Source organism: Stenotrophomonas sp. YJH_SMC_53 (assembly GCF_059369995.1).
The window spans coordinates 203,819-226,952 of sequence record NZ_JCAFTF010000004.1 but is presented as its reverse complement, the minus strand read 5'-3'; the positions used below and the strand labels follow the sequence as shown (position 1 = coordinate 226,952).

The 23,134-nt window shown below is 67.7% G+C and carries 28 protein-coding genes; 10 read left to right on the top strand and 18 right to left on the bottom strand.

Going from position 1 to position 23,134, the window contains the following annotated elements; translation table 11 throughout:
- Nucleotide 1 precedes the first annotated feature (1 nt).
- The 7 genes from hpf to AC5P7X_RS08180 all read right to left on the bottom strand — a co-directional run bounded on the left by hpf (nt 2) and on the right by AC5P7X_RS08180 (nt 5,415).
- Complete coding sequence (gene hpf / locus AC5P7X_RS08210; protein ID WP_005415556.1) at nt 2–319, bottom strand: ribosome hibernation-promoting factor, HPF/YfiA family; 318 nt, start codon at nt 317–319, stop codon at nt 2–4.
- A gap of 58 nt (nt 320–377) precedes the next feature.
- On the bottom strand, nt 378–1,799 hold the full coding sequence (locus AC5P7X_RS08205; protein WP_495214715.1) for an RNA polymerase factor sigma-54: 1,422 nt from the start codon (nt 1,797–1,799) through the stop codon (nt 378–380).
- 40 nt (nt 1,800–1,839) lie between these two features.
- Entirely contained in the window at nt 1,840–2,559 is a 720-nt protein-coding gene (gene lptB / locus AC5P7X_RS08200; protein ID WP_005415558.1) for an LPS export ABC transporter ATP-binding protein, read from the bottom strand.
- Nucleotides 2,559–3,125 carry a lipopolysaccharide transport periplasmic protein LptA gene (gene lptA / locus AC5P7X_RS08195; protein ID WP_495214714.1) on the bottom strand — a complete coding sequence of 189 codons (567 nt, stop codon included), beginning with the start codon at nt 3,123–3,125 and terminating at the stop codon, nt 2,559–2,561. The genes lptB and lptA overlap by 1 nt, the downstream gene beginning before the upstream one ends.
- Before the next feature lie 101 nt (nt 3,126–3,226).
- Nucleotides 3,227–3,802, bottom strand: a complete 576-nt coding sequence (gene lptC, locus AC5P7X_RS08190) for an LPS export ABC transporter periplasmic protein LptC (RefSeq protein ID WP_005415560.1) — start codon at nt 3,800–3,802, stop codon at nt 3,227–3,229.
- The gene (locus AC5P7X_RS08185; protein ID WP_065177942.1) at nt 3,799–4,347 is read right to left on the bottom strand and encodes a KdsC family phosphatase; all 549 of its coding nucleotides are present in this window, start codon (nt 4,345–4,347) and stop codon (nt 3,799–3,801) included. Before AC5P7X_RS08185 ends, lptC begins: the two co-directional genes overlap by 4 nt.
- A gap of 66 nt (nt 4,348–4,413) precedes the next feature.
- Entirely contained in the window at nt 4,414–5,415 is a 1,002-nt protein-coding gene (locus AC5P7X_RS08180; RefSeq protein ID WP_329841426.1) for a KpsF/GutQ family sugar-phosphate isomerase, read from the bottom strand.
- A gap of 54 nt (nt 5,416–5,469) precedes the next feature.
- Between AC5P7X_RS08180 and AC5P7X_RS08175 the strand changes: the two genes are divergently transcribed.
- From AC5P7X_RS08175 to AC5P7X_RS08165, 3 genes are read left to right on the top strand one after another with little or no spacing between them, the layout of a single operon-like run.
- Complete coding sequence (locus AC5P7X_RS08175; RefSeq protein WP_005408396.1) at nt 5,470–5,700, top strand: BolA family protein; 231 nt, start codon at nt 5,470–5,472, stop codon at nt 5,698–5,700.
- 21 nt (nt 5,701–5,721) lie between these two features.
- Complete coding sequence (gene murA / locus AC5P7X_RS08170) at nt 5,722–6,993, top strand: UDP-N-acetylglucosamine 1-carboxyvinyltransferase (protein WP_005415563.1); 1,272 nt, start codon at nt 5,722–5,724, stop codon at nt 6,991–6,993.
- Nucleotides 6,990–7,307, top strand: coding sequence for a hypothetical protein (locus AC5P7X_RS08165; protein ID WP_053500219.1), 318 nt, complete (start codon nt 6,990–6,992; stop codon nt 7,305–7,307). The genes murA and AC5P7X_RS08165 overlap by 4 nt, the downstream gene beginning before the upstream one ends.
- 122 nt (nt 7,308–7,429) lie before the next feature.
- Here AC5P7X_RS08165 and AC5P7X_RS08160 read toward each other — a convergent pair whose 3' ends face one another.
- The 7 genes from AC5P7X_RS08160 to purM form a co-directional block, all read right to left on the bottom strand.
- Nucleotides 7,430–8,113, bottom strand: a complete 684-nt coding sequence (locus AC5P7X_RS08160) for a DUF3108 domain-containing protein (RefSeq protein ID WP_005415565.1) — start codon at nt 8,111–8,113, stop codon at nt 7,430–7,432.
- A 2-nt stretch (nt 8,114–8,115) separates the two neighbouring features.
- Nucleotides 8,116–8,937, bottom strand: a complete 822-nt coding sequence (locus tag AC5P7X_RS08155; protein WP_005415566.1) for a DUF3108 domain-containing protein — start codon at nt 8,935–8,937, stop codon at nt 8,116–8,118.
- A gap of 68 nt (nt 8,938–9,005) precedes the next feature.
- A complete protein-coding gene (gene purN / locus AC5P7X_RS08150; RefSeq protein WP_065185831.1) occupies nt 9,006–9,665 on the bottom strand; it encodes a phosphoribosylglycinamide formyltransferase in 660 nt (219 codons plus the stop codon).
- On the bottom strand, nt 9,662–10,324 hold the full coding sequence (locus tag AC5P7X_RS08145) for a DUF2238 domain-containing protein (RefSeq protein WP_005415568.1): 663 nt from the start codon (nt 10,322–10,324) through the stop codon (nt 9,662–9,664). The genes purN and AC5P7X_RS08145 overlap by 4 nt, the downstream gene beginning before the upstream one ends.
- A gap of 38 nt (nt 10,325–10,362) precedes the next feature.
- Nucleotides 10,363–10,785 carry a hypothetical protein gene (locus tag AC5P7X_RS08140; RefSeq protein ID WP_329841429.1) on the bottom strand — a complete coding sequence of 141 codons (423 nt, stop codon included), beginning with the start codon at nt 10,783–10,785 and terminating at the stop codon, nt 10,363–10,365.
- Complete coding sequence (locus AC5P7X_RS08135; RefSeq protein WP_053500217.1) at nt 10,782–11,270, bottom strand: hypothetical protein; 489 nt, start codon at nt 11,268–11,270, stop codon at nt 10,782–10,784. Before AC5P7X_RS08135 ends, AC5P7X_RS08140 begins: the two co-directional genes overlap by 4 nt.
- Nucleotides 11,271–11,291: 21 nt before the next feature.
- The gene (gene purM / locus AC5P7X_RS08130) at nt 11,292–12,350 is read right to left on the bottom strand and encodes a phosphoribosylformylglycinamidine cyclo-ligase (RefSeq protein WP_111175579.1); all 1,059 of its coding nucleotides are present in this window, start codon (nt 12,348–12,350) and stop codon (nt 11,292–11,294) included.
- Nucleotides 12,351–12,449: 99 nt separating this feature from the next.
- On the opposite strand from purM, the gene AC5P7X_RS08125 reads away from it, so the two are divergent.
- From AC5P7X_RS08125 to hda, 3 genes are read left to right on the top strand one after another with little or no spacing between them, the layout of a single operon-like run.
- The gene (locus tag AC5P7X_RS08125; protein WP_032953985.1) at nt 12,450–13,589 is read left to right on the top strand and encodes a DUF2066 domain-containing protein; all 1,140 of its coding nucleotides are present in this window, start codon (nt 12,450–12,452) and stop codon (nt 13,587–13,589) included.
- Entirely contained in the window at nt 13,586–14,755 is a 1,170-nt protein-coding gene (locus AC5P7X_RS08120) for an AI-2E family transporter (protein ID WP_053500214.1), read from the top strand. Before AC5P7X_RS08125 ends, AC5P7X_RS08120 begins: the two co-directional genes overlap by 4 nt.
- Complete coding sequence (gene hda, locus AC5P7X_RS08115; RefSeq protein ID WP_053500213.1) at nt 14,755–15,462, top strand: DnaA regulatory inactivator Hda; 708 nt, start codon at nt 14,755–14,757, stop codon at nt 15,460–15,462. Before AC5P7X_RS08120 ends, hda begins: the two co-directional genes overlap by 1 nt.
- 526 nt (nt 15,463–15,988) lie before the next feature.
- Here the strand turns inward: hda and murU are convergent.
- The 4 genes from murU to AC5P7X_RS08095 all read right to left on the bottom strand — a co-directional run bounded on the left by murU (nt 15,989) and on the right by AC5P7X_RS08095 (nt 19,617).
- Nucleotides 15,989–16,699 carry an N-acetylmuramate alpha-1-phosphate uridylyltransferase MurU gene (gene murU / locus AC5P7X_RS08110; RefSeq protein WP_329841435.1) on the bottom strand — a complete coding sequence of 237 codons (711 nt, stop codon included), beginning with the start codon at nt 16,697–16,699 and terminating at the stop codon, nt 15,989–15,991.
- The gene (locus AC5P7X_RS08105) at nt 16,696–17,721 is read right to left on the bottom strand and encodes an aminoglycoside phosphotransferase family protein (protein ID WP_065177936.1); all 1,026 of its coding nucleotides are present in this window, start codon (nt 17,719–17,721) and stop codon (nt 16,696–16,698) included. The genes murU and AC5P7X_RS08105 overlap by 4 nt, the downstream gene beginning before the upstream one ends.
- Before the next feature lie 63 nt (nt 17,722–17,784).
- Complete coding sequence (locus tag AC5P7X_RS08100) at nt 17,785–18,054, bottom strand: GlsB/YeaQ/YmgE family stress response membrane protein (protein ID WP_005415577.1); 270 nt, start codon at nt 18,052–18,054, stop codon at nt 17,785–17,787.
- Between the two features lie 69 nt (nt 18,055–18,123).
- Entirely contained in the window at nt 18,124–19,617 is a 1,494-nt protein-coding gene (locus AC5P7X_RS08095; protein WP_053496832.1) for a M20 family metallopeptidase, read from the bottom strand.
- Nucleotides 19,618–19,816: 199 nt separating this feature from the next.
- Here AC5P7X_RS08095 and AC5P7X_RS08090 point away from each other — a divergent pair, with 199 nt between their 5' ends.
- The 4 genes from AC5P7X_RS08090 to AC5P7X_RS08075 all read left to right on the top strand — a co-directional run bounded on the left by AC5P7X_RS08090 (nt 19,817) and on the right by AC5P7X_RS08075 (nt 22,967).
- Nucleotides 19,817–20,143 (top strand): ComEA family DNA-binding protein, encoded by a 327-nt coding sequence (locus tag AC5P7X_RS08090; protein ID WP_032953992.1) that lies wholly within the window; start codon nt 19,817–19,819, stop codon nt 20,141–20,143.
- Nucleotides 20,144–20,495: 352 nt separating this feature from the next.
- Nucleotides 20,496–21,581 carry a L,D-transpeptidase gene (locus AC5P7X_RS08085; RefSeq protein ID WP_053496834.1) on the top strand — a complete coding sequence of 362 codons (1,086 nt, stop codon included), beginning with the start codon at nt 20,496–20,498 and terminating at the stop codon, nt 21,579–21,581.
- A gap of 17 nt (nt 21,582–21,598) precedes the next feature.
- Nucleotides 21,599–22,324 carry a murein L,D-transpeptidase catalytic domain family protein gene (locus tag AC5P7X_RS08080; RefSeq protein ID WP_010483599.1) on the top strand — a complete coding sequence of 242 codons (726 nt, stop codon included), beginning with the start codon at nt 21,599–21,601 and terminating at the stop codon, nt 22,322–22,324.
- A 34-nt stretch (nt 22,325–22,358) separates the two neighbouring features.
- Complete coding sequence (locus AC5P7X_RS08075) at nt 22,359–22,967, top strand: HutD/Ves family protein (protein ID WP_329841439.1); 609 nt, start codon at nt 22,359–22,361, stop codon at nt 22,965–22,967.
- Nucleotides 22,968–23,134: the final 167 nt, after the last annotated feature.

Here is a 23,134-nt window from a genome sequence, read left to right as displayed (position 1 = left end):
ATCAGCCACCATTGTCACCCACCGGCAGCGGTGCGTGCTGCTGTTTTTTCTCCTTGTGCTTGATGACCAGGCGGTCAAGCTTGTCCGCAAGCAGGTCGATCGCGGCATACATGGTCTGGCCGCCGGCCTCGGCGTGCAGGGTCTGCCCCGGGATGTTGAGGCTGGCGTCGACGTGGTGTTCGGTCTTCTGCAGCTTGAGGGTCACCCGCGCTTCGCAGTGCTGGTCGAAGTGTTTTCCGATCCGGGCCAGCTTCTCCTCCACATAGGACTGCAGGGCCGGGGTGACTTCGACGTCTTTGCCAAACGTTTCGATGCGCATCGGGTTTCTCCTGTGTTCGGATGTGCCAATGAACCTCTCCGCCGGGCGCGGCGGCGCGTCAAGCGATTCTGACCCTTTCGTGCGAGGCGGAGATGTTCATGGCTTCACGATACTTCGCCACGGTGCGTCGCGCTACTGGAATTCCCGACGATTTGAGCAGGTCAGCCAGCTTGGCGTCAGAAAGCGGCTTGCGCGGGTTTTCGTCGTCGATCAGGCGCCGGATCATCGCCTGGATGGCGGTGCTGGACGCCTCGCCACCGCCTTCGGTATCGATGCCCGAGGCAAAGAAGGCACGCAGCGGCAGCGTGCCGCGCGGCGTGCGCACATGCTTGCGGGCGATCGCGCGCGACACCGTCGACTCGTGCAGGCCCAGTTCGGCGGCGATCTCGCGCAGGGTCAGCGGACGCAGCGCCTGTTCGCCGAACTCGAGGAAACCGGCCTGCTGGTGGATCAGGCTGCGCACCACTCGCAGCAGGGTTTCACCGCGCTGCTGCAGGCCCTTCAGCAGCCAGCGCGCCTCCTGCAGCTGGCCACGCAGGTAGCCGGCGTCGGCCTCGCCACAGCGGCGGATCAGCTGTTCGTAGCCACGGTGGATCACCACCTTTGGCCCGGCATGGGCGGCCAGCGCCGCGCGCCAGATGCCGTTCTGCCGCCACACCACCACGTCGGGCACCACGTAGGTATCCTGCGAAAGCGGCGCGATCTGAGTCCCTGGACGCGGGTCCAGCGAGCGCAGCAGGGCGACCGCTGCCTCGACCTCGTCCAGCGGCTGTTTCAGTTCATGGGCCAGACCGGCGACGCCACTGCGTGGCAGCCGTTCCAGCGGGCCTGCGGCAATCTGCCGCGCCAGCGCCAGGCCCGCGGTGTCGCCAGGCAACACATCCAGCTGCAGCTGCAGGCATTCGCCGAGCGTGCGCGCGGCAACGCCGACCGGGTCGAAGCGCTGGATGCGATGCAGCACCGCAAGGATTTCATCCTCATCGGCATGGACCGACGGCAGCAGGGTTTCGGCGATGGTGGCCAGCGGTTCGCGCAGGTAACCGTCATCGTCCAACGCATCGATCAGCGCAGCGCCGATGCTGCGGTCATGCATGGAAAGATGCGACAGGTGCAGCTGCCACAGCAGGTGGTCGGCCAGCGTCTCGGTTTCGGCCACGCGCTCGGCGGCGCTGCCGGTGTCATCATCATCGTCGAAGCTGCCGCCACTGCCGGCAGCGCTCCAGTCGAGCTCGGCCGGTGCCCAGTCGTCGCCATTGTCGGTGCGTTCGGCCGGCGTATCGGCGTCCGTGTTGTCGCCGCCTTCATTGGCGGCACTGCTGTCGTTGCTGTCGGCCCAGTCCAGCAGCGGATTGCTTTCCACGGCCTGGGCGATTTCAAGCTCCAGCTCGGTCGTGGACATCTGCAGCAGCTTGATCGCCTGCTGCAGCTGGGGGGTGAGCACCAGCTGCTGTCCCAACGATGTCTGCAGCCGAGTCTTCATGCCTGTGCCGAACGGAAGGAAAGGGACCCAGCACCTGCGGTCACAGCTTGAAGGAATCCCCAAGGTAGACGCGACGTACGTCAGCGTTGTCCAGGATCGCCTCCGGCGAACCCTGGGCCAGCACCGTGCCCTCGGCGAGGATATACGCGCGGTCGCAGATTCCCAAGGTCTCGCGCACGTTGTGGTCGGTGATCAGCACGCCGATGCCACGCTGCTTGAGATGGGTGACGATGCGCTGGATTTCGCCCACCGAGATCGGGTCGACACCGGCAAACGGTTCGTCGAGCAGGATCAGACGCGGCTGCGCGGCCAGTGCGCGGGCGATCTCGCAGCGACGACGTTCGCCACCGGACAGGCTGGCACCGAGCTGGTCGGCGACATGGCCCAGCTGCAGCTCGTCGAGCAGGCTGTTCAATTCGCGTTCGCGGCCGGCCGAATCCAGGTCTTCGCGCAGTTCAAGCACCAGGCGGAGGTTGTCGGCCACGGTCAGCTTGCGGAACACCGACGGCTCCTGCGGCAGGTAGCCCACGCCCTGCTTGGCACGGGTGTACATCGGGTCGCTGGTGATGTCCTTGCCGTCGAGCACGATGCTGCCTGCATCGGCGGCGACCAGGCCGACGATCATGTAGAAACAGGTGGTCTTGCCGGCACCGTTGGGGCCGAGCAAACCGACCACTTCACCGGCGTCGAGGGTCAGCCCGAAGTCCTTGACGACTTCGCGCTGCTTGTAGCGCTTGCGCAGGCCCTTGGCGACGAGCATTACTTCTTGCTCCCCGCCGGCTTGGCCGGCGTGCTGGCCGGAGCCGCTGCCTTGGGTGCGGCGGCCGGCTGTGCTGCCGCGTTCTTGTTCTTCGGCGGAATGACGGTGCGCACACGGCTGCCATCACCACCGGAGTTCATCTCCCCGGTGCGGGTGTTGTAGACCATGCGCTGGCCGGCATTGGTGCCGCGCGCACTGGTGACCTTGTAGTTGCCGGTCAGGGTGATGATCTCGGTCTTGATGTCGTAGTCGATGCGATCGGCCACCGCGTCCATCCAGGTGCCATCGTCGAGCTGCTGCTTCATCGTGGCCTGCTTGCCGGTGAACACCGCACGCACGGCTTCGCCATCCTTCAGGTAGATCTCGGCTTCGGACGAGCGGAGGTCCAGCGTGCCCTGGGTGACGGTCACCCCCTGCGACAGTACGGTCTTGCCGTCGCCGGTCAGCACGCCCGACTGGGCGCCGGATTCGATGTTCATGTTCTCGTTGCGGTCGGTGGACTTGGCAAAGGCAGCGCTGGGAACAAGGAAACCGAGCGCGAGTACGGCTGCAAAGGGAATCTTCATCGGGGTCCGTTCTACCGGTGGGGCCGTCCGGAAAACCGGCGGCGGGTGGGTGGGCTGCCGTCCTTGCGCCGGTCCGGGGACGTCGCAGGAGGGCGGCGGAATCAGCGTCGGGGCGTGTAGCGGCCCTTGGACTGGCTGAGGAAATGATACGTGTTGTTCTTGGAATCCACCTCGAAGCCAACGCCGGACTGTTCCATGCCGGGGCGGGTCATGGTGACCCGCGCATCGGTGCGGGCACGGTTCTCCTTCGGGAACACGTCCAGGTGGTCGGTGCGGAAAGTGGTCGGCACCACGCCGGGATCGGCCGGGCTGTCGCCAGCGACATTGCCACGCAGCTTCATTTCGTCGCCCTTGGCGCTGAGCCAGCCGGTCTCGGCGCGCAGGGTCCAGTGCTTGCCATCCTTGTCCGGCATCTCGAACAGTGGGGTGGCGATGTTGATGGTCTGGTCGCCACGCTGGCGTTCCAGCCGCGGTGCGCGCAGGGTGGTCGATTCCTTGCCCTGCTCATCCAGCGCGACGATCTGGAAGTCGTGCAGGATGTAGTCCACGCCGGCGTCCTGGCCGGCAGTGGCCGGGCCCTTGTCGCGGTTGCGCAGGGCCGCCCAGCTGCTGAGCAGGGCCGCCAGCAGCAGGCCGATGCCGAGCACGGTGCGCCAGTTCAGGGTGGGCAGGTTCATGCGCCGAACCTCGCCAGCACCGCGTCCACATGGCCCTGGGCGGCCAGCAGGATGTCGCACAGTTCACGGGCGGCGCCACGTCCGCCATCGGCGCGGGTCTGCCAGTGCACGCGCTCGGCGATCCACGGGTGGGCGTTGGCTGGCGCCACCGCCAGGCCGACCGCGCCCAGCGGCGCCAGGTCCGGCAGGTCGTCGCCCATGAAGGCCACCTGCTCCAGGCCGATGCCATGCTGTGCGCACAGCGTCTGCACGCTGGCCAGCTTGTCGCCCACGGCGATCTGGGTGTCGATGCCGAGGTCGGCGCCGCGCTTGAGCGCGGACTGGCTGTTGCGCGCGGTGATCAGCACGGGGTGGATGCCGTGCTGCTGCAGCAGTTTCAGGCCCAGACCGTCCTGCACGAAGTACGCCTTGCTCTCGTTGCCGTCCTTGTCGTAGTACAGCCGACCGTCGGTGAGGGTACCGTCCACGTCGAAGCAGGCCAGGCGGACGCGGGCCGCAGCGGCATGCAGGTGGGCGGGGAACGCGGGCAGCGGGGACCAGGGCATCAGGCGATCAGGCTCGGTGGGGGCAGGTGGGGCATTACAGACTGAATGGGGTCTACGGACTGTCGGTTAAACCACCCGGGCCCGCAACAGGTCATGAATGTTCAGGGCGCCGACCGCACGGCCCTGGCCATCGACCACGATCAGGCCGTTGATTTTCTGGGTCTCCATCTGCCGCGCGGCCTCTACGGCCAGCTGGTCGGCACCGATGGTGCGCGGGTTGCGGGTCATCACATCGGCGATCTTCGCGGTGCGCACGTCCAGCGCGCTGTCCAGCGCCCGGCGCAGGTCGCCGTCGGTGAACAGGCCGATCAGCACGCCATCGGCGTCGACCACGGCGGTCATGCCGAGCCGCTTGCGGCTCATTTCCACCAGCGCCTCGCTGAGGCTGGCATCGGCGCCCACGCTGGGCAGGTCCTCGCCGGTGTGCATGACATCGGTGATGTGCAGCAGCAGGCGACGGCCGAGGCTGCCGGCCGGGTGCGAGCGGGCGAAGTCGTCGGCGGTGAAGCCGCGCGCGTCAAGCAGGGCTACGGCCAGCGCATCGCCCATCGCCAGCGAGGCGGTGGTGCTGGAGGTCGGCGCCAGCGCCAGCGGGCAGGCCTCGGCCGGCACGCTCACATCCAGGTGGATGTCGGCGGCCGTGGCCAGGCTCGACTGCGGGCGGCCGGTCATGGAAATCAGCACGTTGCCCTGGCGCTTGAGCACAGGCAGCAGCATCAGCACCTCATCGGACTCGCCCGAATAGGACAGGGCCAGCACCACGTCGGCTTCGGTGATCATGCCCAGGTCGCCGTGGCCGGCTTCGCCGGGATGCACGTAGAACGCCGGTGTGCCGGTGGAGGCCAGGGTGGCGGCGATCTTGCGGGCAATGTGGCCGGATTTGCCCATGCCGGTGGCGACCACCCGGCCGCGGCTGGCCAGGATCGCATCGCAGGCCTGCTGGAAGGCCTCGCCAAGGCGGTCGGCGACGGCATCCAGCGCCTGCCGCTCGATCTCGAACACGCGGCGGCCACTGGCGACCAGGCCGGCAGGGTCGACGGAACGGGGGGGCAACAGGGATTCGGCCATGCGGACGCCACGCAGCGGAAGTAGAATGGAGGCACATTTTATTAGGAAAGCCCGTTGGACGCCGACACCATCCGCAATCTGATCGAAACCGGCCTGCCTGGCGCCCGCGCCGACGTGCAGGGCGATGATGGCGTGCATTTCGAAGCGACCGTGGTCTGCGAGGCGTTCGCCGGCAAGATGCCGCTGGCCCGCCACCGCATGGTCTATGCCACGCTGGGCGACCTGATGGGCGGCGCGATCCACGCGCTGGCGCTGAAAACCGTGACCCCGGCCGAAGCCGGCTGAACCGCAGAAGATCCCGAATACATGGCCAAGATCGTTGTGACCGGCGGCGCTGCGCTGCACGGTGAAGTGAGCATCTCCGGCGCCAAGAACGCCGTCCTCCCCATCCTCTGCGCGACCCTGCTGGCCGATGAGCCGGTGGAGATCACCAACGTGCCGCACCTGCACGACGTGGTCACCACGGTGAAGCTGCTGGGCGAGCTGGGCGCCAAGGTCACCATCGACCAGGGCACGCTGTCGCGTGGCAGCGCGATCGTGGTCGACCCGCGTTCGGTCAACCAGCACGTGGCACCGTACGAGCTGGTCAAGACCATGCGCGCTTCGATCCTGGTGCTGGGCCCGCTGCTGGCCCGCTTCGGCGCGGCGGAAGTGTCGCTGCCCGGCGGCTGCGCGATCGGTTCGCGTCCGGTCGACCAGCACATCAAGGGCCTGCAGGCGCTGGGTGCCGAGATCGTGGTCGAGAACGGCTTCATCAAGGCCACTGCCAAGCGGCTGAAGGGCGGCCATTTCACCTTCGACATGGTCAGCGTCACCGGCACCGAAAACGTGCTGATGGGCGCGGTGCTGGCCGAAGGCACCACCATCCTCGACAACTGCGCGATGGAACCGGAAGTGACCGATCTGGCGCATTGCCTGATCGCGCTGGGCGCGAAGATCGAAGGCCTGGGCACTGCCCGCCTGGTCATTGAAGGCGTCGAGCGCCTGTCCGGCGGCCGCCACGAAGTGCTGCCCGACCGCATCGAAACCGGTACCTTCCTGGTCGCTGCGGCGATGACCGGCGGCAAGGTCACGGTCAACCGTGCGCGCCCGAACACCATGGACGCGGTGCTGTCCAAGCTGGTCGAGGCCGGTGCGAAGATCGAGACCACCGAAGACACCATCACCCTGGACATGCAGGGCAAGCGGCCGAAGGCGGTCAACCTGACCACCGCGCCGTACCCCGCATTCCCGACCGACATGCAGGCGCAGTTCATGGCGCTCAACTGCGTGGCCGACGGCGTCGGCGTGATCAACGAAACGATCTTCGAGAACCGTTTCATGCACGTCAACGAACTGCTGCGCCTGGGCGCGGACATCCAGGTCGAAGGCCACACCGCCATCGTGCGTGGCAGCGAGACCCTGAGCGGTGCGCCGGTAATGGCCACCGACCTGCGTGCCTCGGCCTCGCTGATCCTGGCCGGCCTGATGGCCAGCGGCGAGACCACCATCGACCGCATCTACCACCTTGATCGTGGCTACGAGAACATCGAAGAGAAGCTGTCTTCGCTCGGCGCCACCATCCGGCGCGTGCCATGATCCTGCGCGGCAAGTTCAGCCCGCGCCGCAAGGCGCTGCTGGCCCTGGTGCTGATCGTGCTGGCGTGGCTGGGCTATGCCTGGTACGCCAACATCGCCATCACCCAGGGCATCGAGCAGAAGGACATGGACTGGAATGGCGACGGCACGGTCTCGCGTGACGAGATCATCGAATCGTTCTACGCGGTCGCGGTGAACGACAGCCAGGACGGCAACCGCCATTGCCGCACCTTCGTCTGGCGCAGCACCGGCGAACAGATCCGCGTGGACTGCCGCACCGAGTTCAAGCCGGCCGCGGCCGAGCAAAAGAAGTAAGAACAACGCCCGCGAAAGCGGGCGTTTTTTTACGGTAGATCCACGCCATGCGTGGATGAAGGCGCCGGGTCGCTGTCGGGGTCAGAGCCCTTCCCGTTGGGAAGGGATCCGACCCCGGGCGCTCAGTTCATCGCCTTGATGGTCAGGTCCAGCGCATCGCGGCCGCTCTCACGCTGCAGCATGCGCGCCGGCACCGGGAATTCCGGCACGATCCAGGCGATCAGCTCCTTGTTGCCGTCGGCACGCGAGACCTTGGTGGCCTCGTAGCTCTTGCCGCCCACGGTGATCGATTCCTTGCCGATCACGCGGTAGGTCATGTTCTTGATGCGGCCTTCGTCGACCATGCGATAGGTCAGCGGCTTGCCGGCGGCCAGGTCGCGGGCGATCGCCAGATTGATCAGCAGCGCGTCCATGTCGCCCGTCTTCAACGCGATGGGACCCGCACGGTCCGGCTTGATGTCGCCGGTCCAGGTGGCCTGGTTGCTGGTCCAGTTGTAGTTGGCCTGCACATTGCGCTTCTTCACCAGCAGTGCCGAACGGTCCTGGCTGCTGAGCGGGCGCAACTGGCCGCGCACCTCTTCGAACACGGTGCTCTGGCTCAGGTCGGCCAGCTGGTTCTTCACCTGCAGCGTGTAGCGCCACTTGTTGGCTCCCTCGCTGCTCAGCGTCATGCTGCCATTGGCCTGCATGCCCATGTAGCTGGCCAGGTAATCGGCCTTGAATGGCTGCAGGGCCATGGCCGGCAGGCTGGCCACCGACAGTGCGGCTGCAGCGATCCAGGTGAGGGGGCGGGTCAGGGTGCTCATGCTCAGACTCCTTGGTATTCGATCAGGCGCAGATCGACGCGGTCTTCGCCGTCTTCGCGTTGCAGGATGCGCACCGGGGTGGGGACACCGTTGGCGATCCAGAGGATGGTTTCGTTGTTGCCGCCGTTGGTCCGGTAGACCCGCAGCGCGTTGTAGGACAGGTCGCCGACCTCGACGTTCTCGGTCTGCGGCGCGGCCTGGTAGTCGTGCTGGCGGACCTTGCCCATGTCCACGTAGCGGTAATGCATGGTGGCGCCCGGGCGGGCATCACGCATGATCGCCAGATTGATCAGCAGCGCGCTCTGGTCGCCCGGCTGCAGCGGGATCGGTTGCGCACGTTCCTTCTTGACGTCGCCGCTCCACTGCGCGGTGCCGGCCTGCCAGTTGTACGTGCCGACCGCCTTCTTGCCCAGGAACAGGCCCTTGCGTACCGTGCTCTGGCTGAGCGGCGCATAGACGCCGCTGCGCTCTTCGAACACCGTGCTCTGTTCGATGTTCAGGCCCAGCACGCTGGCAAAGCCGCGGCGGCCCACCACCTGCATGTCCACCCGCCACTGGTTGCCGCCGGTGTGGGTGACCTGCATGCTGGCGTCGCCGGCCTCCTTGCCTTTGTAGAAGGCCTGGTAGGTCGCGGTGAACGGCTGCAGCGGCGGCGGCTCCCAGGCCAGCGCCGGCGGCATCGGCACGGCCGGTTCCGCAGGCGGTTGGACTGCAGGCGCCGGCTGCGCAGGGGCCGCAGGCGCTTGCACCTGGCCCCAACCCACGCCGGGAAGCACGACAAGCGACAGCAGCAATGAAGTGGACAGCAGGGTCGTGGTCTTCATGGAGGACAGGAGCTGCAGGAGGGGGGCAGGATGCCAGCCCCGCAGTCAGCGGGGCGTGTGCGTGGGCGTTACCGGTTCAGGTTCCCGGCGGAATCTAGGGCCAGTGGGCTAAACAGGGGGTGACCGTCCAGGTGCGGCTGCCCCTCCCGTTCAGTCAGGCGGCCGGCGCACAGCAGCTGGAGGGTGGCGATCAACAGGGGATGCTCCACCGCCAGCACGCGCGCGGCCAGGCTGTCGGCGTCATCGCCGGGCATCACCGGTACCCGTACCTGGGCCAGCACGGCGCCGGCATCCAGTTCGGGAACGACCAGATGCACGCTGGCCCCGTGCTCGGCATCGCCGGCGTCCAAAGCCCGCGCATGCGTATCCAACCCTTTGTGCAGTGGCAGCAGGGAGGGGTGGATGTTGACCAGGCGGCCATTGAAGCGCTGCACGAAGGCGGCGCCGAGAATGCGCATGTAGCCGGCGCAGACGATCCAGTCCGGCGCGGCCGCGGCCAGTGCATCGCCCAAGGCCTGCTCGTAGGCGGCGCGGTCGTCGAATTCCTTCGGCGCATGTGCCCAGCGCAGGCTGGCGCCGACCCGTTGCAGCGCGGCGGCGGCCGGGCGGTCGGAGAACACGCCGACGACCTCGGCGGGCAGGCGCCCGGCCGCGATGGCATCGAGGATGGCCTGCAGGTTGCTGCCGCGCCCAGAGGCGAGCACCGCGATGCGGGTGGGCGCGGTCATTGCGCGGCACTCCGGCGGATCAACGGCCAGCTCAGCAGGCTGCCCACGGTCGCCAGCAGCATGTCGGCATGGGCGTCCCACATGTCGCCCTGCTGCCCGTTGTAGGCCTCGGCGGCGTCCGGCGACAGGGCCAGCGCGATGGCCCACTCGAACCACTCGTAGACCAGGCTGGCGCACATCACTGCCATCACCGCCAGGGTGAAAGCCTGGCCGCGGCGCAGCGCCGGCCAGGCATGGCGTGCCAGCTGCAGCAGCGCAGGCGTGAAGCAGACGCCGAACAGGAAGTGGATAAGCCGGTCGAAATGATTACGCTGCCAGCCAAACGCCGCATTCGGCGACCAGCCGGTCAGCGCCTGCGCCCATGCGTCGTAGGGCACGTTCGAGTACAGCCAGCGCGCAGCCACGCAGTGCAGTGCAATGAAGCCGCAGATCGCGATGAAGGCACCGTTGCCCAGCCAGCCACCCCGGCGATCGACCCATAGCAGTGCGGCCAGCCCGATCACTGTCAGGGTGCTGTGCAGGGCCTGCTCGGTGGGCCACAGCGGGTGGATCCAGCTGATCGCGAACACCGCCAGCACGGCGGCGAAGGCCAGCTTCTTGGGGCCCGTGAAACGGGAAGCGGCAGGCGAGGCGGTCGTGGAGAGGGCAGGCGCGGACATGGGGAGTCAATCAGGAAGGGGGGCGTCTGCCGGCAAGCTCAGACGCTGAGATGGTCGCCGCGGTCGAACAGTGCGGCCATGTCAGGCTTGGACAGGAACACCCAGGCATAGGCGGCCAGGGCCATGCCCAGCGGGCCAGCCAGTACCGCCAGCCAGGCCGCGCGCTGGCACCAGGCCAGCCCGGTGCGGCGCGACAGCAGGCGTGCGGTGTGCAGCTGCACGACGCCAAGCGCGGCCGCCAGCAGCGAAATGACCCCGTACACCGTGGCCAGTACCGCGCCATCGGCCAGCCCGCGTGAGCTGGCGACCAGGCCGATGAAACCGAGGAACGCCAGCGCGGCCATCCAGTGGAAAACCGCCAGCGCGTAGAACAGCACCTTCAGCGTCTGCAGGTGGCTGGCCAGCTGCAGCTGCGCCAGGGTCTGCTGTGGTAGCGGCGGTGGTGCGCCAGGTGTCGTCATGTCGTTGCACCACTTGCATCGAAGGCGGCCTTGACCTGCGGGCGCAGCAGCGTAACCAGGGTGAATACCCCCAGAACGGTGCCCAGCGGCGCGCACAGGCAGAGCAGGCCGGCCACGATCAGGCACAGCAGGTGGCGACGACGCTGGGCCAGGCAGCGTCCGGCCTGGATGACGAATGCGGCCATGCCCAGGCCACCGGCGACGAACACGGTCCCCAGCACCGTGAACACCCAGCCGAACAGGCGCTGTTCGGCCGGCGACGAGGGCTGGCCCCCGGAGTTCATCGGCAGATGGCCGCTCAGCGCACTGATGCCGAGCACGATGTACAGAATGAAAAACAGCGAGAGCAGCGCGATCAGGCCACCGAACACATAGTGCGCGATGGACAGCGCGCGTAGGTGGTCGGCGTCCTGCCTGCTGAAGACCGGCGCGGCCGCCAACGGCGGCGGTACCGGGGTGGGTGCCAGGGGGGGCGTTGCGTCCATGCGGGCTCCTCGGGGTCGGGTTCAGCCGATGCGGACGCGTTCGGCGCCTTCGGCGGTGACCACCTGGCCGATGGTCCAGTGGTCCAGGCCCTGGGCTTGGACCGCCTCGGACACGGCAGCGACCTGGTCCGCTGCCACGATCAGCACGAAGCCGATGCCGCAGTTGAAGGTGCGCCACATCTCGCTGTCGGCGACCGCGCCTTCCTTCTGCAGCCACTGGAACACTGGCGGCAGGGTCCAGGACGAGGCCTGGATGTCCAGGCCTAGGCCATCGGGCACCACGCGGATGATGTTCTCGGTCAGGCCGCCACCGGTGATGTGGGCCATGCCGTGGATGGCATCGCCGTGCGACTTCAGCAGCGACAGGATCGGCTTCACGTACAGGCGGGTCGGTGCCATCAGCGCGTCGACCAGCTTCACGCCACCTTCCAGTTCCAGATCGGCCGGGCGGCCGGCGCGGTCGTAGATGCGGCGCACCAGCGAGTAGCCGTTGGAATGCGGGCCGGACGAGGCGATGCCGATCAGCACGTCGCCGGCGGCCACGCTGGCGCCGTCCTTCAGCTCGCTCTTCTCGACCGCAGCCACCGTGAAGCCGGCCAGATCGTACTCGCCCGGGGCGTACATGTCGGGCATTTCAGCGGTTTCACCGCCGATCAGCGCGCAGCCGGCCTCGGTGCAGCCGTTGGCGATGCCGCCCACCACCGCCGCGGCGGTATCGACGTCCAGCTTGCCGGTGGCGAAGTAGTCCAGGAAGAACAGCGGCTCGGCGCCCTGCACCAGCACGTCGTTCACGCACATCGCGACCAGGTCGATGCCGATCGTATCGTGGCGGTTCAGCTGATGGGCCAGCTTCAGCTTGGTGCCCACGCCGTCGGTACCCGACACCAGCACCGGCTCGCGGTACTTGTTGGACAGGTCGAACAGGGCGCCGAAGCCGCCCAGGCCGCCCATCACTTCCGGGCGGAAGCTGCGCTTGACCAGGGGCTTGATCCGCTCGACCAGCGCGTTGCCGGCGTCGATGTCGACACCCGCGTCACGGTAGGTGAGGGGGGAGGGGGCGGAAGACGGGGTGTTGGTCACGGGCGTCGGCGCTGGCAGGGGTTGAACGGGCGATTTTAACAGGCCGCATTGGCGCAAAGGCCGTATTCGGGCAACAATTCCCCCGGATTCGTCGAGCCAATGGATGTCCTGATGCGCCGCAGCCTGATTCTGACCCTGCTCCTTGCACTGAGCCTGCCGGTGGCCACGATGGCCCAGAGCGGCCTGCGCACCGAGGGAGATGTTGCCACCGCCTCGGGTGCGTACGAGGCCGAAGTGCCCGTCAATAGCCAGGCCGAAGCTGATCGCAACGGCGCCCTGGCCCGTGCCCTGAGCGTGGTGCTGGGCAAACTGTCCGGCGACCGCAACGTGATGTCCCGCCCCGGCGTGGTGCAGGCGCTGCGCAACGCCAAGGACTACGTGGCCAGCTACGACTACAAGCAGGACCAGAGCGTGGGCGCCAGCGGCGCGCCGAGCTTCAGGACCCTGCTGGTGGCCCGCTTCCGCGAGGATGACGTCGACTCGCTGGTCTCGGCGCTGGGCCTGCCGCTGTGGCCGCAGCCGCGGCCGAAACCGGTGGTGTGGTTGGCCGTCGACGACGGCAGTGGCCCGCGCCTGGTCAGCGTGCAGCAGGCCAACGCCGCCCGCCCGCTGCTGAACCGCGCCATCGAGCGGGGTTACAAGCTGGGCCTGCCCAGCGGCGGTGCCGCCGAACAGGCGCTGGCCGGTGCCATCTGGCGCCAGGACAGTGCCGCCGTGGCCCGCGCCTCGTCGCGCTACTCGCCGCCGATGCAGCTGATCGGCAAGCTCTACCGCGCCAACGGCGGCTGGCAGGCGGACTGGGTGTTCGTCGACAACGGCCGCGAGCTGAACAAGTGGACCAGCAAGGACGCCAACGCCATGCGTGCGATGGCCGCCGGTGCCGATGGCGCCGCCGACGCGCTGGTCAAGCGCTATGCCAAGGCGGGTGCCGCCGTCGGTCAGGCCGGGACCTACCGCGTGGTGGTCACCGGCATCAACAGTGCCGACGATTACCTGCGCCTTGCCGCCGGCCTGCGCGAGGTGCCGGTGGTGCGCAACGTCACCCCGCTGCACGCTTCGGCCGGCCAGCTGGAGCTGAGCCTGGAGATGACCACCGGCCTGGCCGGCTTCAACCGCATGCTGGGCGACAATGGCGTGCTGGTGCCCAGCGCGACGCTGCCGGCCCTGCCGACCCCGATCGATGACACCACCGGTGCCCCGGTGGCCGCGCCGGTCAGCAACGAGTACCGCTTGCGATGACCCTGACCCCGGAAGCCGAAATCGCGCAGTTCCTGCGCCGCCTGAAGTACATCCTGTTCGCCGGCCTGGTCGGCTGGGTGGTGTGGCTGCTGGCACCGATCCTGACCCCGTTCGTGCTGGCGCTGGCGCTGGCGTGGCTGGGCGATCCGCTGGTGGACCGCATCGAGGCCACCGGCCGTTCGCGCATGACCGGCGTGGTGCTGGTGTTCGCTGCGATGGTGCTGGTGATCGTGGCGCTGCTGCTGGTACTGGTGCCGATGATCGAGCGCCAGATCACCACCCTGATTGCGGTCGCGCCGCAGGCACAGGCGTGGCTGATGGAGAAGGGGATCCCCTGGTTCGAGCAGAAGACCGGCCTGGAAGTGATGCAGTGGCTGGATCCGGACCGCCTGATCGAATGGGTGCGCAGCCACTGGCAGCAGGCCGGCGGCTTCGCCACCACATTCATGGGCTACGTCTCGCGTTCGGGCTTTGCGATGGTGACCTGGGTGGTCAACATCCTGCTGCTGCCGATCCTGGCGTTCTACTTCCTGCGCGACTGGGACAAGCTGGTCGAGCGGGTGGCGTCGGTGATTCCGCGCAACCACATCGGCACCATCAGCGCGTTGGCGCGTGAGTCCAACGAAGTGCTGGGGGCGTTCATCCGCGGACAGTTCCTGGTGATGCTGGCGCTGGGCGTGATCTATGCCGGCGGCCTGTCGCTGGTCGGCCTCAAGCTGGGCCTGCTGATCGGCCTGATTGCCGGCCTCATCAGCTTCATCCCATACCTGGGCGCGACCACTGGCGTGCTGATGGCGGTGATCGCGGCACTGGTGCAGGCGCAGGGCTTCGACCTGAAGCTGCTGATCCTGGTGGGCGTGGTGTTCACCGTGGGCCAGCTGCTGGAAAGCTACGTGCTGACCCCGCGTATCGTCGGCGACAAGATCGGCCTGCACCCGGTGGCAGTGATCTTTGCGGTGATGGCCGGCGGCCAGCTGTTCGGCTTCCTCGGCATGCTGCTGGCGCTGCCGGTGGCGGCGGTGACCAACGTGCTGCTGCGCTATGCGCATCAGCGCTACCGCCAGAGCGAGCTGTACGTGGGTGAGAAGCCGGCGATCGTGCTTGATGGCGTAGTGGACGCCCCCCATATCATCGTTCCGAACGACAAGGGCCCCGACCTGAAGTGATGGGTGTGCCGCAACTGCCGCTGGCCCTGCATTACCCGCGGGACCAGCGCCTGGAGACCTTCATCGGCGCGCCGGACGGCGCGCTGGCGCAGCTGCGCGCGATCGCGGTTGGTGCCAGCCACGACTGGGTCTACCTGGAAGGTGCGGCGGGAACCGGCAAGACCCACCAGGCGCTGGCGATGTGCTCCAGCGCCGAGCAGGCCGGGCGCCTGCCGACGTACGTGCCACTGGCCAGCGCAGCAGGCCGTGTCCGTGCAGCGCTGGATGGGCTGGACGCACGCGAACTGGTGGCGCTGGACGGACTGGACGAGGTTGCCGGCAATCGCGAGGACGAGATCGCGCTGTTTGATTTCCACAACCGCGCGCGCGCTGCAGGTGTGACCGTGCTGTACACGGCGCAGAAGGCACCGGGCGAGCTGGGCCTGGTGCTGCCGGACCTGCGTTCGCGCCTGGGCCAGTGCGTGCGCGTGCTGCTGCAGCCGCTGGATGAGGAAGGTCGTGCTGCGGTGCTGCGCGAGCGTGCACTGCGACGTGGCCTGGCCATCGACGAAGCGGCCATCGAGTGGCTGCTGTCGCACACCGGTCGCGAACTGGGTGGATTGATCACCCTGCTGGACTGGCTGGACCGCGAATCGCTGGCGGCGAAGCGGCGGATCACCGTGCCGTTCCTGCGCCAGGTGCTGGAAGAAGGCCGGCCTCGTTACTGAGGGTGGGGTTTGTTTGCAGGGCTGCGCCCTGCACCCGCCGAAGCCGAAGCAACGTCAACGTCAACGTCAAAGGCTGGCTTCCTGAGGGGAGGCAGGGTGGCTCAGGTTGCGGGGGACGGCGCAAGTACGTCCATGTAGCCTCGATCGCGCCATCCATGGCGCTCACGCCCCCGCAACCTGAGCCACCCCGCCTTCGACAGGTTCCCGCGATCTGCCGGGACTGCGTACTGCACTGCTGTTGGTGGGTGTCGACCATGGTCGACACGTGTCTTGCTTGTGGTGGGTGTCGACCTTGGTCGACATCAGAGCAAGCGCAGCGAAGCGACCCGCTTTTGCTTTTCTTTCCTTTCTTCCGTGGCTGGACGCCCACGGAAACTGTCAGAGGCCGGGCGGGTGGGCCATGCAGGGGCGTTGGCGCCATGGATGGCGCCATCGAGCTTACAGGGACGTACTTGCAGCGTCCCCTGCATGGCCCACCCGCCCGGCCAAGCACGCGATCCGCTTTACGCGACCAACCACGAGGGGCTCAGCCGCTCGCTGCCAACTCCACATCCAGCGCGCGCAGCCGATCCACGGTCCCGACATCGGTCCAACGCCCGCGATGGTGCTGCCCCGTCATCAACCCCTGCGCCATGAAATGCTTCTGCAGCGGCACCACCGAGAACTTCGGCGGAACACGCTCGCTACCCGGCGCATCGCCGATCACCGTGCGCCAGTCGGCCACGATGGAGGGGCGATACACGCCGATGCCGGCATAGGTCAGGCACGGCCCTGCGCGGTCGTGGTGCAGCAGGCCCTGCGCATCGAGTCGGTAGTCACCGTCGGGGTGTTGCGCCGGATTGTCGACCAGCACCAGGTGTGCCTGGCCCTGCGGCTCGCGCGGCAGCGTGGCGAAATCGAAATCGGTCCAGATATCGCCGTTCACCACCAGGAACGGGGCATCGCCCAGCACCGGCAATGCGTTGAGGATGCCGCCGCCGGTTTCCAGCGGGGTCTGCCCTTCGTAAAGGAAATGCAGACGCAGGCCCCACTGGCTGCCATCACCCAGCGTCGCCGGGAACTGCTCGGCCAGCCACGCGGTGTTGACCACTACCTCGCGCACGCCGAGCGCCGCCAGGCGTTCCAGGTGCCAGACGATCAACGGCTTGCCGGCCACTTCCAGCAGCGGCTTGGGTGTGTGCAGGGTCAGCGGGCGCATGCGCTCGCCGAGCCCGGCGGCAAACACCAGCGCCTTCATCGGGCCACGCGCATTGGTGCGCCCAGGTCGGCCAGCGCCGGCTTGATGCGGTTTTCCAGCAACTGCTGCAGGGGGGCCAGCTCGCGATAGCGTGGCAGCACTTCATCCAGATAGCCGATGAAGCGCGGTGCGTCGTCCAGGTAATGGCCCTTGTTGTCGCGGTAGCGCAGGCGGCAGAACAGGCCGAGGATCTTCACGTGGCGCTGGATGCCCATCCAGTCGGCATCGCGCAGGAAGGTGGCGCGGTCGGGCACCGGCAGGCCGGCGTCGCGCGCGCGTTCGTGGTACTGCGCCAGCCACTCGTCAACGCGCTGCAGCGGCCAGCTCAGGAAGGCGTCCTTGAACAGGCTCACCGCGTCGTAGGCGATCGGGCCACGCACCAGGTCCTGGAAATCCAGCACCGCGGGGCCGTCGTCGACCGGCATCAGGTTGCGCGGCATGTAATCGCGGTGGGTCATCAGCTGGGCCTGGCCCAGCGCGTTGTCCATCAACCGGCGATGCACCAGCTGCAGCCCCTCGAGCTCACCGCAGTCCAGTTCCAGGTTCAGGTGCCGCTGCAGGAACCATTCGTCGAACAGCCCGGCATCGCGTTGCAGCAGCGCCTCGCCGAACTGGCCGAAGTCGGCTGGCACCGCAATCGCCTGCAGGCGCAGCAGCTGTTCGATCGAGCGGCCAAACCATTCATCGGCATTGCGCGCGTCGAGGATCCTGGCCAGGGTCGGACCGCCGAGATCTTCCAGCAGCAGAAAGCCGGCCTCCAGGTCCTGTGCCAACAGCGCGGGCACGCGCAGGCCGTGGTCGTGCAGCAGGCCGCGCATGCGCAGCCACGGCCGCGGATCTTCCAGCCCCGGTGGGGCGTCCATCACGATGTGGCTGCCACGGGTGCTGGTGGTGCGCCAGTAGCTGCGCATGCCGGCATCGACCGAAGCGCGCTCCACCACCGCGCTGGCATCGTCGAGCTGGGTACGGGCCCACTGCAGGCGCCGCGCGCTGCGCTGGGGATCGGAGGCGGGTTCGGTCATGCGGGCATATCCGGGCGCGCCGGGCGCGCCAACGTCGGGAACAGGAAGGGAAGGGGGACGGGGTCAGCGGCGACCGCTGAACAGGCGCAGGACGGCCAGCACGGCCACCGCGCCCACCACCGCACCGAGGAAACCGGCCGGTTCGCCGGGGGCGTACCAGCCCATGTACTGGCCGAACCAACCGGCCAGCAGCGCACCGAGGATGCCCAGCACGATGGTCAGCAGGCAGCCCATGCGGTTGTTGCCGGGCATGAAGAAACGCCCGAGCAGGCCGACGAAGAAGCCGACCAGCAGGATGTACAACCAGCTGCTGCTGCCGAACAGACCATTCATGCGCGCGGATTCCGCTTGAGTGTGGACGCAGCCTAGCAAGGCCAGGCTGCGTCCGTCACCGGTGCCGGATCAGCAGCAGCCGTGGTCGCCGTGACGGGTGCCGCTGTCGGCAGCCACCGGCGAACCGCTGGTCTCGCCACGCAGGCTGGCGGCGTAGTGCTCGCTGATCACCTTGGACACGCAGGCGGTGACCTTCTTGCCCATCGGGATGTGCAGGAACTCATTCGGGCCGTGCGCATTGGAGTGTGGCCCGAGCACGCCGGTAATCATGAACTGCGCACCCGGGAACTTCTCACCGAGCATGCCCATGAACGGGATCGAGCCGCCTTCGCCCATGTACATTGCCGGCTTGCCGAAGAAGGCCTGGCTGGCATCGTCGATGGCCTGGGTCAGCCAAGGCGCCATGGCCGGGGCGTTCCAGCCGGTGGAGGCCTTTTCCAGGTCCAGGGTGACCTGCGCGCCGTTCGGCGGGTCGCGCAGCAGCGCTTCCTTCAGCAGCTCGCCGCAGGTCTTGCCATCGGCGGTTGGTGGCAGGCGCAGCGACAGCTTCACCGAGGTCTGCGGGCGCAGCACGTTGCCGGCCGATTCCAGCGGCGGCATGCCGCCCACGCCGGTGACCGACAGCGCCGGGCGCCAGGTGCGGTTGAGCACCAGCTCGGTCAGGTCCTCGTTCATCGGACGCAGGCCGTCGACCATGGGGAACTTCTCGAAGATCTCGGTATCGACCACTTCGGCAGCGCGCCTGGCCTGTTCCTGGCGCTCGGCGGGGATTTCGACGTTCATGCCGTCGATCAGGATACGGCCGGTGTCCTGGTCCTCGATGCGCGACAGCAGTTGGCGCAGCAGGCGGAAGCTGGACGGCACAACGCCGGAGGCATCGCCGGAATGCACGCCTTCGTTGAGCACCTTCACGGTGAAGTTGCCGCCGGTCAGGCCGCGCAGCGAGGTGGTGCACCACAGCTGGTCGTAGTTGGCGCAGCCCGAATCCAGGCAGACCACCAGCGAGGGCTTGCCGATGCGCTCGGCCAGGTGGTCGACGTAGGCCGGCAGGTCGTAGCTGCCGGACTCTTCGCAGGCCTCGATCAGCACCACGCAGCGGGCGTGCGGCAGGCCCTGGGCCTGCAGCGCCAGCACCGCGGCCAGCGAGCCGAAGATGGCGTAGCCGTCGTCCGCACCGCCGCGGCCATACAGCTTGTCGCCGCGAAGGACCGGCGTCCACGGGCCGAGATCGTCATCCCAGCCAGTCATTTCCGGCTGCTTGTCCAGATGGCCGTAGAGCAGGATGGTGTCGTCGCCGGTTTCGGCGCCGGTCGCTGGAATTTCCAGGAAGATCAGCGGCGTGCGGCCTTCCAGGCGCACCACTTCAACCTTCAGGCCGGGCAGCTGCTGGGCCCTGGCCCAGTTCTCCATCAGGGTGACCGCCTGTTCCATATAGCCGTTCTGCACCCAATTGGCGTCGAACATCGGCGACTTGTTGGGAATGCGGATGTAGTCGACCAACTGCGGGACGATTTCGCTGTCCCACTTGTCATTGACGAATTGGCCGAGCTTGGCGCTGTCCATCTGAAACTCCGGTTGCATGGGCTGATCCGGCCATTCTACGCCTGTGCCATGGGTAGGGTTTTTCCTACATCACGTCGGGTATTTGGCTGGCTTACGGAAATCCGGGAAACCGATAGGCTGTGCACATGTGGTGACGGACACTGTTCCTGCCGACGGGATTGCCGGTCGGGGCGGCCAGAATCACAGGGAGATACACGTCGTGCCTTGGAGTGTCGTGTTGAGGGCACTGGTGCTGGTAGTGGGGATCGCTGGGGCGCATGCCGCCGAACCGATCGACATCAACCGCGCCGATGCCCAGGCGCTGCAGCAGGGATTGACGATGGTCGGAGCCGCCAAGGCCGAGGCGATCGTCGAGCACCGGCGCAGACACGGCCCGTTTCATCGCGTCGAGGACCTGGCGCAGGTGAAGGGGATAGGGAAAGCGATCGTCGAACGGAATCGACAGCGGATCACCGTAGGCAACAGGTTGTTGCCGGCGGATCCGGTACCCGGATCGGTACCGGTGCGGACCGTACCCAGGCGCTGACAGCAGGAATCGTCGGAACCGGCAGGAGGCTGGTTCAGCGGTCGCGGACAGGAAGGCCGTGACCACCGACCGCCGCAGGACGCGGCACCAATCACCAGGATGGTGGCATCACAGACCTGTGGAAGGGGCTGAGATACAAACAGGACAGACGCGGCCGCGTGCAGGATGCAACGCTGCCCCCACAGCGCAGGATGCGAGGGGGCGGCAGCAGGCCGACAAGGACGTAACGATTGCCCGGTACGACACATGGCTGTGTCGCCGGGCAGTTTCATTTCCGGCGCCTGGTTTTGCCGCGGCCACCACGGGCCGATGGTGTACGGTGGCTGCACCGCATGGAAAGGACCCCCGCTGGATGCTTCCGCACCGCCCCACCACCCTGATGCTCGCCCTGGCACTGGCCCTGCCGCTGCTGGCCCATGCCGCTGCGCCGGCACCGGCTGCCAAGCCCGCAGCTGCCACTGCCGGCACCGCCGAAGTGCGCGGGCCGACCGACCTGAAGCCGGGCGAATACCTGTGGCATCCGGAAATCTCGCCGACCGGCCCGATCGTGCTGGTGGTCAGCCTCGATGAGCAGCGTGCCTACGTCTACCGCAACGGTATTGCCATCGGCCTGACCACGATCAGCTCGGGCAAGGCCGGGCACGAGACACCGACCGGTGTGTTCACCATCCTGCAGAAGGACAAGGACCACAAGTCCAACCTCTACAACAGCGCGCCGATGCCGTACATGCAGCGGCTGACCTGGGACGGCATCGCCCTGCATGGCGGCAGCCTGCCCGGGCATCCGGCCTCGCACGGCTGCGTGCGCCTGCCGCAGGCCTTCGCGCAGAAGCTGTTCAGCGAAACCCAGCGCGGCGATACCGTCGTGGTGGCCGATGCCAAGAGCTCGCCGATGACCCTGGCCTATCCGTCGGTGCTGGCACCGGTCAATGCACGCGGCCAGGTCCTGCCGGAGACGGAGGGTGGGGCGCCGGCACAGGCCTGGTGGAACGACAACGCGGCGCCGACCGGGCAGGTCGGCATCCTGGTCAGCCTGCACGACCAGCGCCTGTACGTGCTGCGCGATGGCGTGATGATCGGCGAGTCGCCGCTGAAGGCCGACGCGCTGCCGGCCTTCCAGGGCACCACCCTGTTCGTGATGGGGCAGGGTTTCAGCGATACGCCCAGCCCGCTGGACGCGAACCAGCGCCTGCACCAGTGGACGGCCTACCCGTTGCTGGGCCAGGACCGCGCCCGGGCCACCCCGGACCTGCTGGCCACGCCCTCGCTGCCGATGGCGCTGCCGGCCGAGTTCGCCCGCCAGCTGTACCAGGTACTGGTGCCGGGCACGACCCTGCTGGTCACCTCGCTGCCGGCGGTCCGCCCAAGCCCGGCTGAATCCGGAATGCAGCCGGTCTTGGAATCCGAGCCGCCAGGGTCCACCCTCAAGGGCAACTGAGTCCCTTCGTTGTGCCCATGACTGCATCCCGCCTGTGCCGGCTGGCCGCGTTCGGCCTGCTGGCGACCTCCGCCAGCGCCCCGGCGCTGGCACAGACGCCCGCCCTCGCCACCAGTGCCGATGATCTGGCTGCCCTGCTGTCGCGCAGTGCGCCCAAGGCCGACCGCCACGTGTTGCAGCTGGCGGCGCACGCCATGCGCTGTGCGTTGCAGCGGCCGGAGCTTGGCATCAACGGTGATCGACTGAGCGTTATCGATTACTCGCGACCGTCCACCGAGCCGCGCCTGTGGGTGTTCGACCTGGCCCACCAGCGCCTGCTGTTCGAGGAATGGGTGGCGCATGGCCGCAACAGCGGCGAGAACCGCACCGAGCACTTCTCCAACCGCGATGGCAGTTTCATGTCCAGCCTCGGCGCGTTCACCGCGCAGGAGACCTACATGGGCGGCAACGGCTATTCGCTGCGCCTGGCCGGGCTGGAGCCGGGCTTCAATGACCGCGCGCGCGATCGCGCGATCGTCATCCACGGCGCGCCGTATGTGAACCCGGCCACCGCGCAGCTGCAGGGGCGGCTGGGCCGCAGCCTGGGCTGCCCGGCGGTGCGCCTGTCGGTGGCCAAGCCACTGATCGATGCGTTGCGTGGCGGCACGATGGTGTTCGCCTATTACCCCGACCAGGACTGGTTGAAACACTCGCAGCTGCTGGCCGGCGGGTGCGGCGGCCAGGGCACGCTCGCCACGCGGTGATGCACGATGGCGCGCGGCGTGATGCAATGCGCCGATGAACGTCGACTCCCTGCTGCACACTCCGAGCCAGGTCATCTCACGCCTGGACTACCGCCGCGAACGCTGGCGCAACGGCCTGGGCTGGACCCGCGAGATCCTGCGCCTGCCCGCGCAGGGGGATGACTGGGCGCTGCGCCTGTCGGTGGCCGAGATCGAGCAGGACGCGGCGTTCTCCGCCTTCCCCGGCGTGGAGCGCGAACTGGTGCTGCTGCAGGGCAATGGCGTGCGTCTTCGTTTCGAGGATGGCCGTCTGGCGGAAGTCCTGCCGCCGCACGGGCGCGTGCGCTTTGCCGGCGAGGAAACGCTGCACGGCGAACTGGTCGACGGCACCACCCACGACTTCAACCTGATGTGGAAGCGCGACCTGCTGCAGGCCGAACTCCTGCACCGGCCACTGGTGGGCAGCATGTTCTTCTTCTGCGAACCAGGTGTTGCCTGGGCGCTTTACCTGTTGGCCGGTCATGCCGAGTTCGGTGCCGACAGTGGCCTGCCGCCGCTGCAGGCCGGCGATACCGCGTGGCTGTCAGCGGGTGAACGGCAGCGGCACGCGTTGCAGGGCGGGGGCGAGTTGTTGGCGATCCGGGTGAGTGCGGCAGAGGGATGATTCCTGGGCGTCTGTTGGCGATATCCACGCATGGCGTGGATCTACTGCACATGCGGTTGCCACCCTGCCTGGACGCGCCGTCCAGTAGATCCACGCCATGCGTGGATGGGGCCACCGACACCGCGTCATGATGCGAACCAAGGTTCGCACCCACCAGAAAGCGGTTC

Coding starts and splice junctions, on each gene's coding strand:
- AC5P7X_RS08085 (WP_053496834.1), top strand. CDS start 20,496: ATGCTTCCGCACCGCCCCACCACCCTGATGCTCGCCCTGGCACTGGCC.
- AC5P7X_RS08125 (WP_032953985.1), top strand. CDS start 12,450: ATGGATGTCCTGATGCGCCGCAGCCTGATTCTGACCCTGCTCCTTGCA.
- AC5P7X_RS08080 (WP_010483599.1), top strand. CDS start 21,599: ATGACTGCATCCCGCCTGTGCCGGCTGGCCGCGTTCGGCCTGCTGGCG.
- purN (WP_065185831.1), bottom strand. CDS start 9,665: ATGACCGCGCCCACCCGCATCGCGGTGCTCGCCTCTGGGCGCGGCAGC.
- murU (WP_329841435.1), bottom strand. CDS start 16,699: ATGAAGGCGCTGGTGTTTGCCGCCGGGCTCGGCGAGCGCATGCGCCCG.
- AC5P7X_RS08185 (WP_065177942.1), bottom strand. CDS start 4,347: ATGCCCTGGTCCCCGCTGCCCGCGTTCCCCGCCCACCTGCATGCCGCT.
- AC5P7X_RS08120 (WP_053500214.1), top strand. CDS start 13,586: ATGACCCTGACCCCGGAAGCCGAAATCGCGCAGTTCCTGCGCCGCCTG.
- AC5P7X_RS08165 (WP_053500219.1), top strand. CDS start 6,990: ATGATCCTGCGCGGCAAGTTCAGCCCGCGCCGCAAGGCGCTGCTGGCC.
- hda (WP_053500213.1), top strand. CDS start 14,755: ATGGGTGTGCCGCAACTGCCGCTGGCCCTGCATTACCCGCGGGACCAG.
- AC5P7X_RS08105 (WP_065177936.1), bottom strand. CDS start 17,721: ATGACCGAACCCGCCTCCGATCCCCAGCGCAGCGCGCGGCGCCTGCAG.
- AC5P7X_RS08135 (WP_053500217.1), bottom strand. CDS start 11,270: ATGGACGCAACGCCCCCCCTGGCACCCACCCCGGTACCGCCGCCGTTG.
- AC5P7X_RS08160 (WP_005415565.1), bottom strand. CDS start 8,113: ATGAGCACCCTGACCCGCCCCCTCACCTGGATCGCTGCAGCCGCACTG.
- AC5P7X_RS08205 (WP_495214715.1), bottom strand. CDS start 1,799: ATGAAGACTCGGCTGCAGACATCGTTGGGACAGCAGCTGGTGCTCACC.
- lptB (WP_005415558.1), bottom strand. CDS start 2,559: ATGCTCGTCGCCAAGGGCCTGCGCAAGCGCTACAAGCAGCGCGAAGTC.
- hpf (WP_005415556.1), bottom strand. CDS start 319: ATGCGCATCGAAACGTTTGGCAAAGACGTCGAAGTCACCCCGGCCCTG.
- AC5P7X_RS08155 (WP_005415566.1), bottom strand. CDS start 8,937: ATGAAGACCACGACCCTGCTGTCCACTTCATTGCTGCTGTCGCTTGTC.
- murA (WP_005415563.1), top strand. CDS start 5,722: ATGGCCAAGATCGTTGTGACCGGCGGCGCTGCGCTGCACGGTGAAGTG.
- AC5P7X_RS08140 (WP_329841429.1), bottom strand. CDS start 10,785: ATGACGACACCTGGCGCACCACCGCCGCTACCACAGCAGACCCTGGCG.
- AC5P7X_RS08075 (WP_329841439.1), top strand. CDS start 22,359: ATGAACGTCGACTCCCTGCTGCACACTCCGAGCCAGGTCATCTCACGC.
- lptC (WP_005415560.1), bottom strand. CDS start 3,802: ATGAACCTGCCCACCCTGAACTGGCGCACCGTGCTCGGCATCGGCCTG.
- AC5P7X_RS08100 (WP_005415577.1), bottom strand. CDS start 18,054: ATGAATGGTCTGTTCGGCAGCAGCAGCTGGTTGTACATCCTGCTGGTC.
- AC5P7X_RS08180 (WP_329841426.1), bottom strand. CDS start 5,415: ATGGCCGAATCCCTGTTGCCCCCCCGTTCCGTCGACCCTGCCGGCCTG.
- AC5P7X_RS08095 (WP_053496832.1), bottom strand. CDS start 19,617: ATGGACAGCGCCAAGCTCGGCCAATTCGTCAATGACAAGTGGGACAGC.
- lptA (WP_495214714.1), bottom strand. CDS start 3,125: ATGAAGATTCCCTTTGCAGCCGTACTCGCGCTCGGTTTCCTTGTTCCC.
- AC5P7X_RS08145 (WP_005415568.1), bottom strand. CDS start 10,324: ATGTCCGCGCCTGCCCTCTCCACGACCGCCTCGCCTGCCGCTTCCCGT.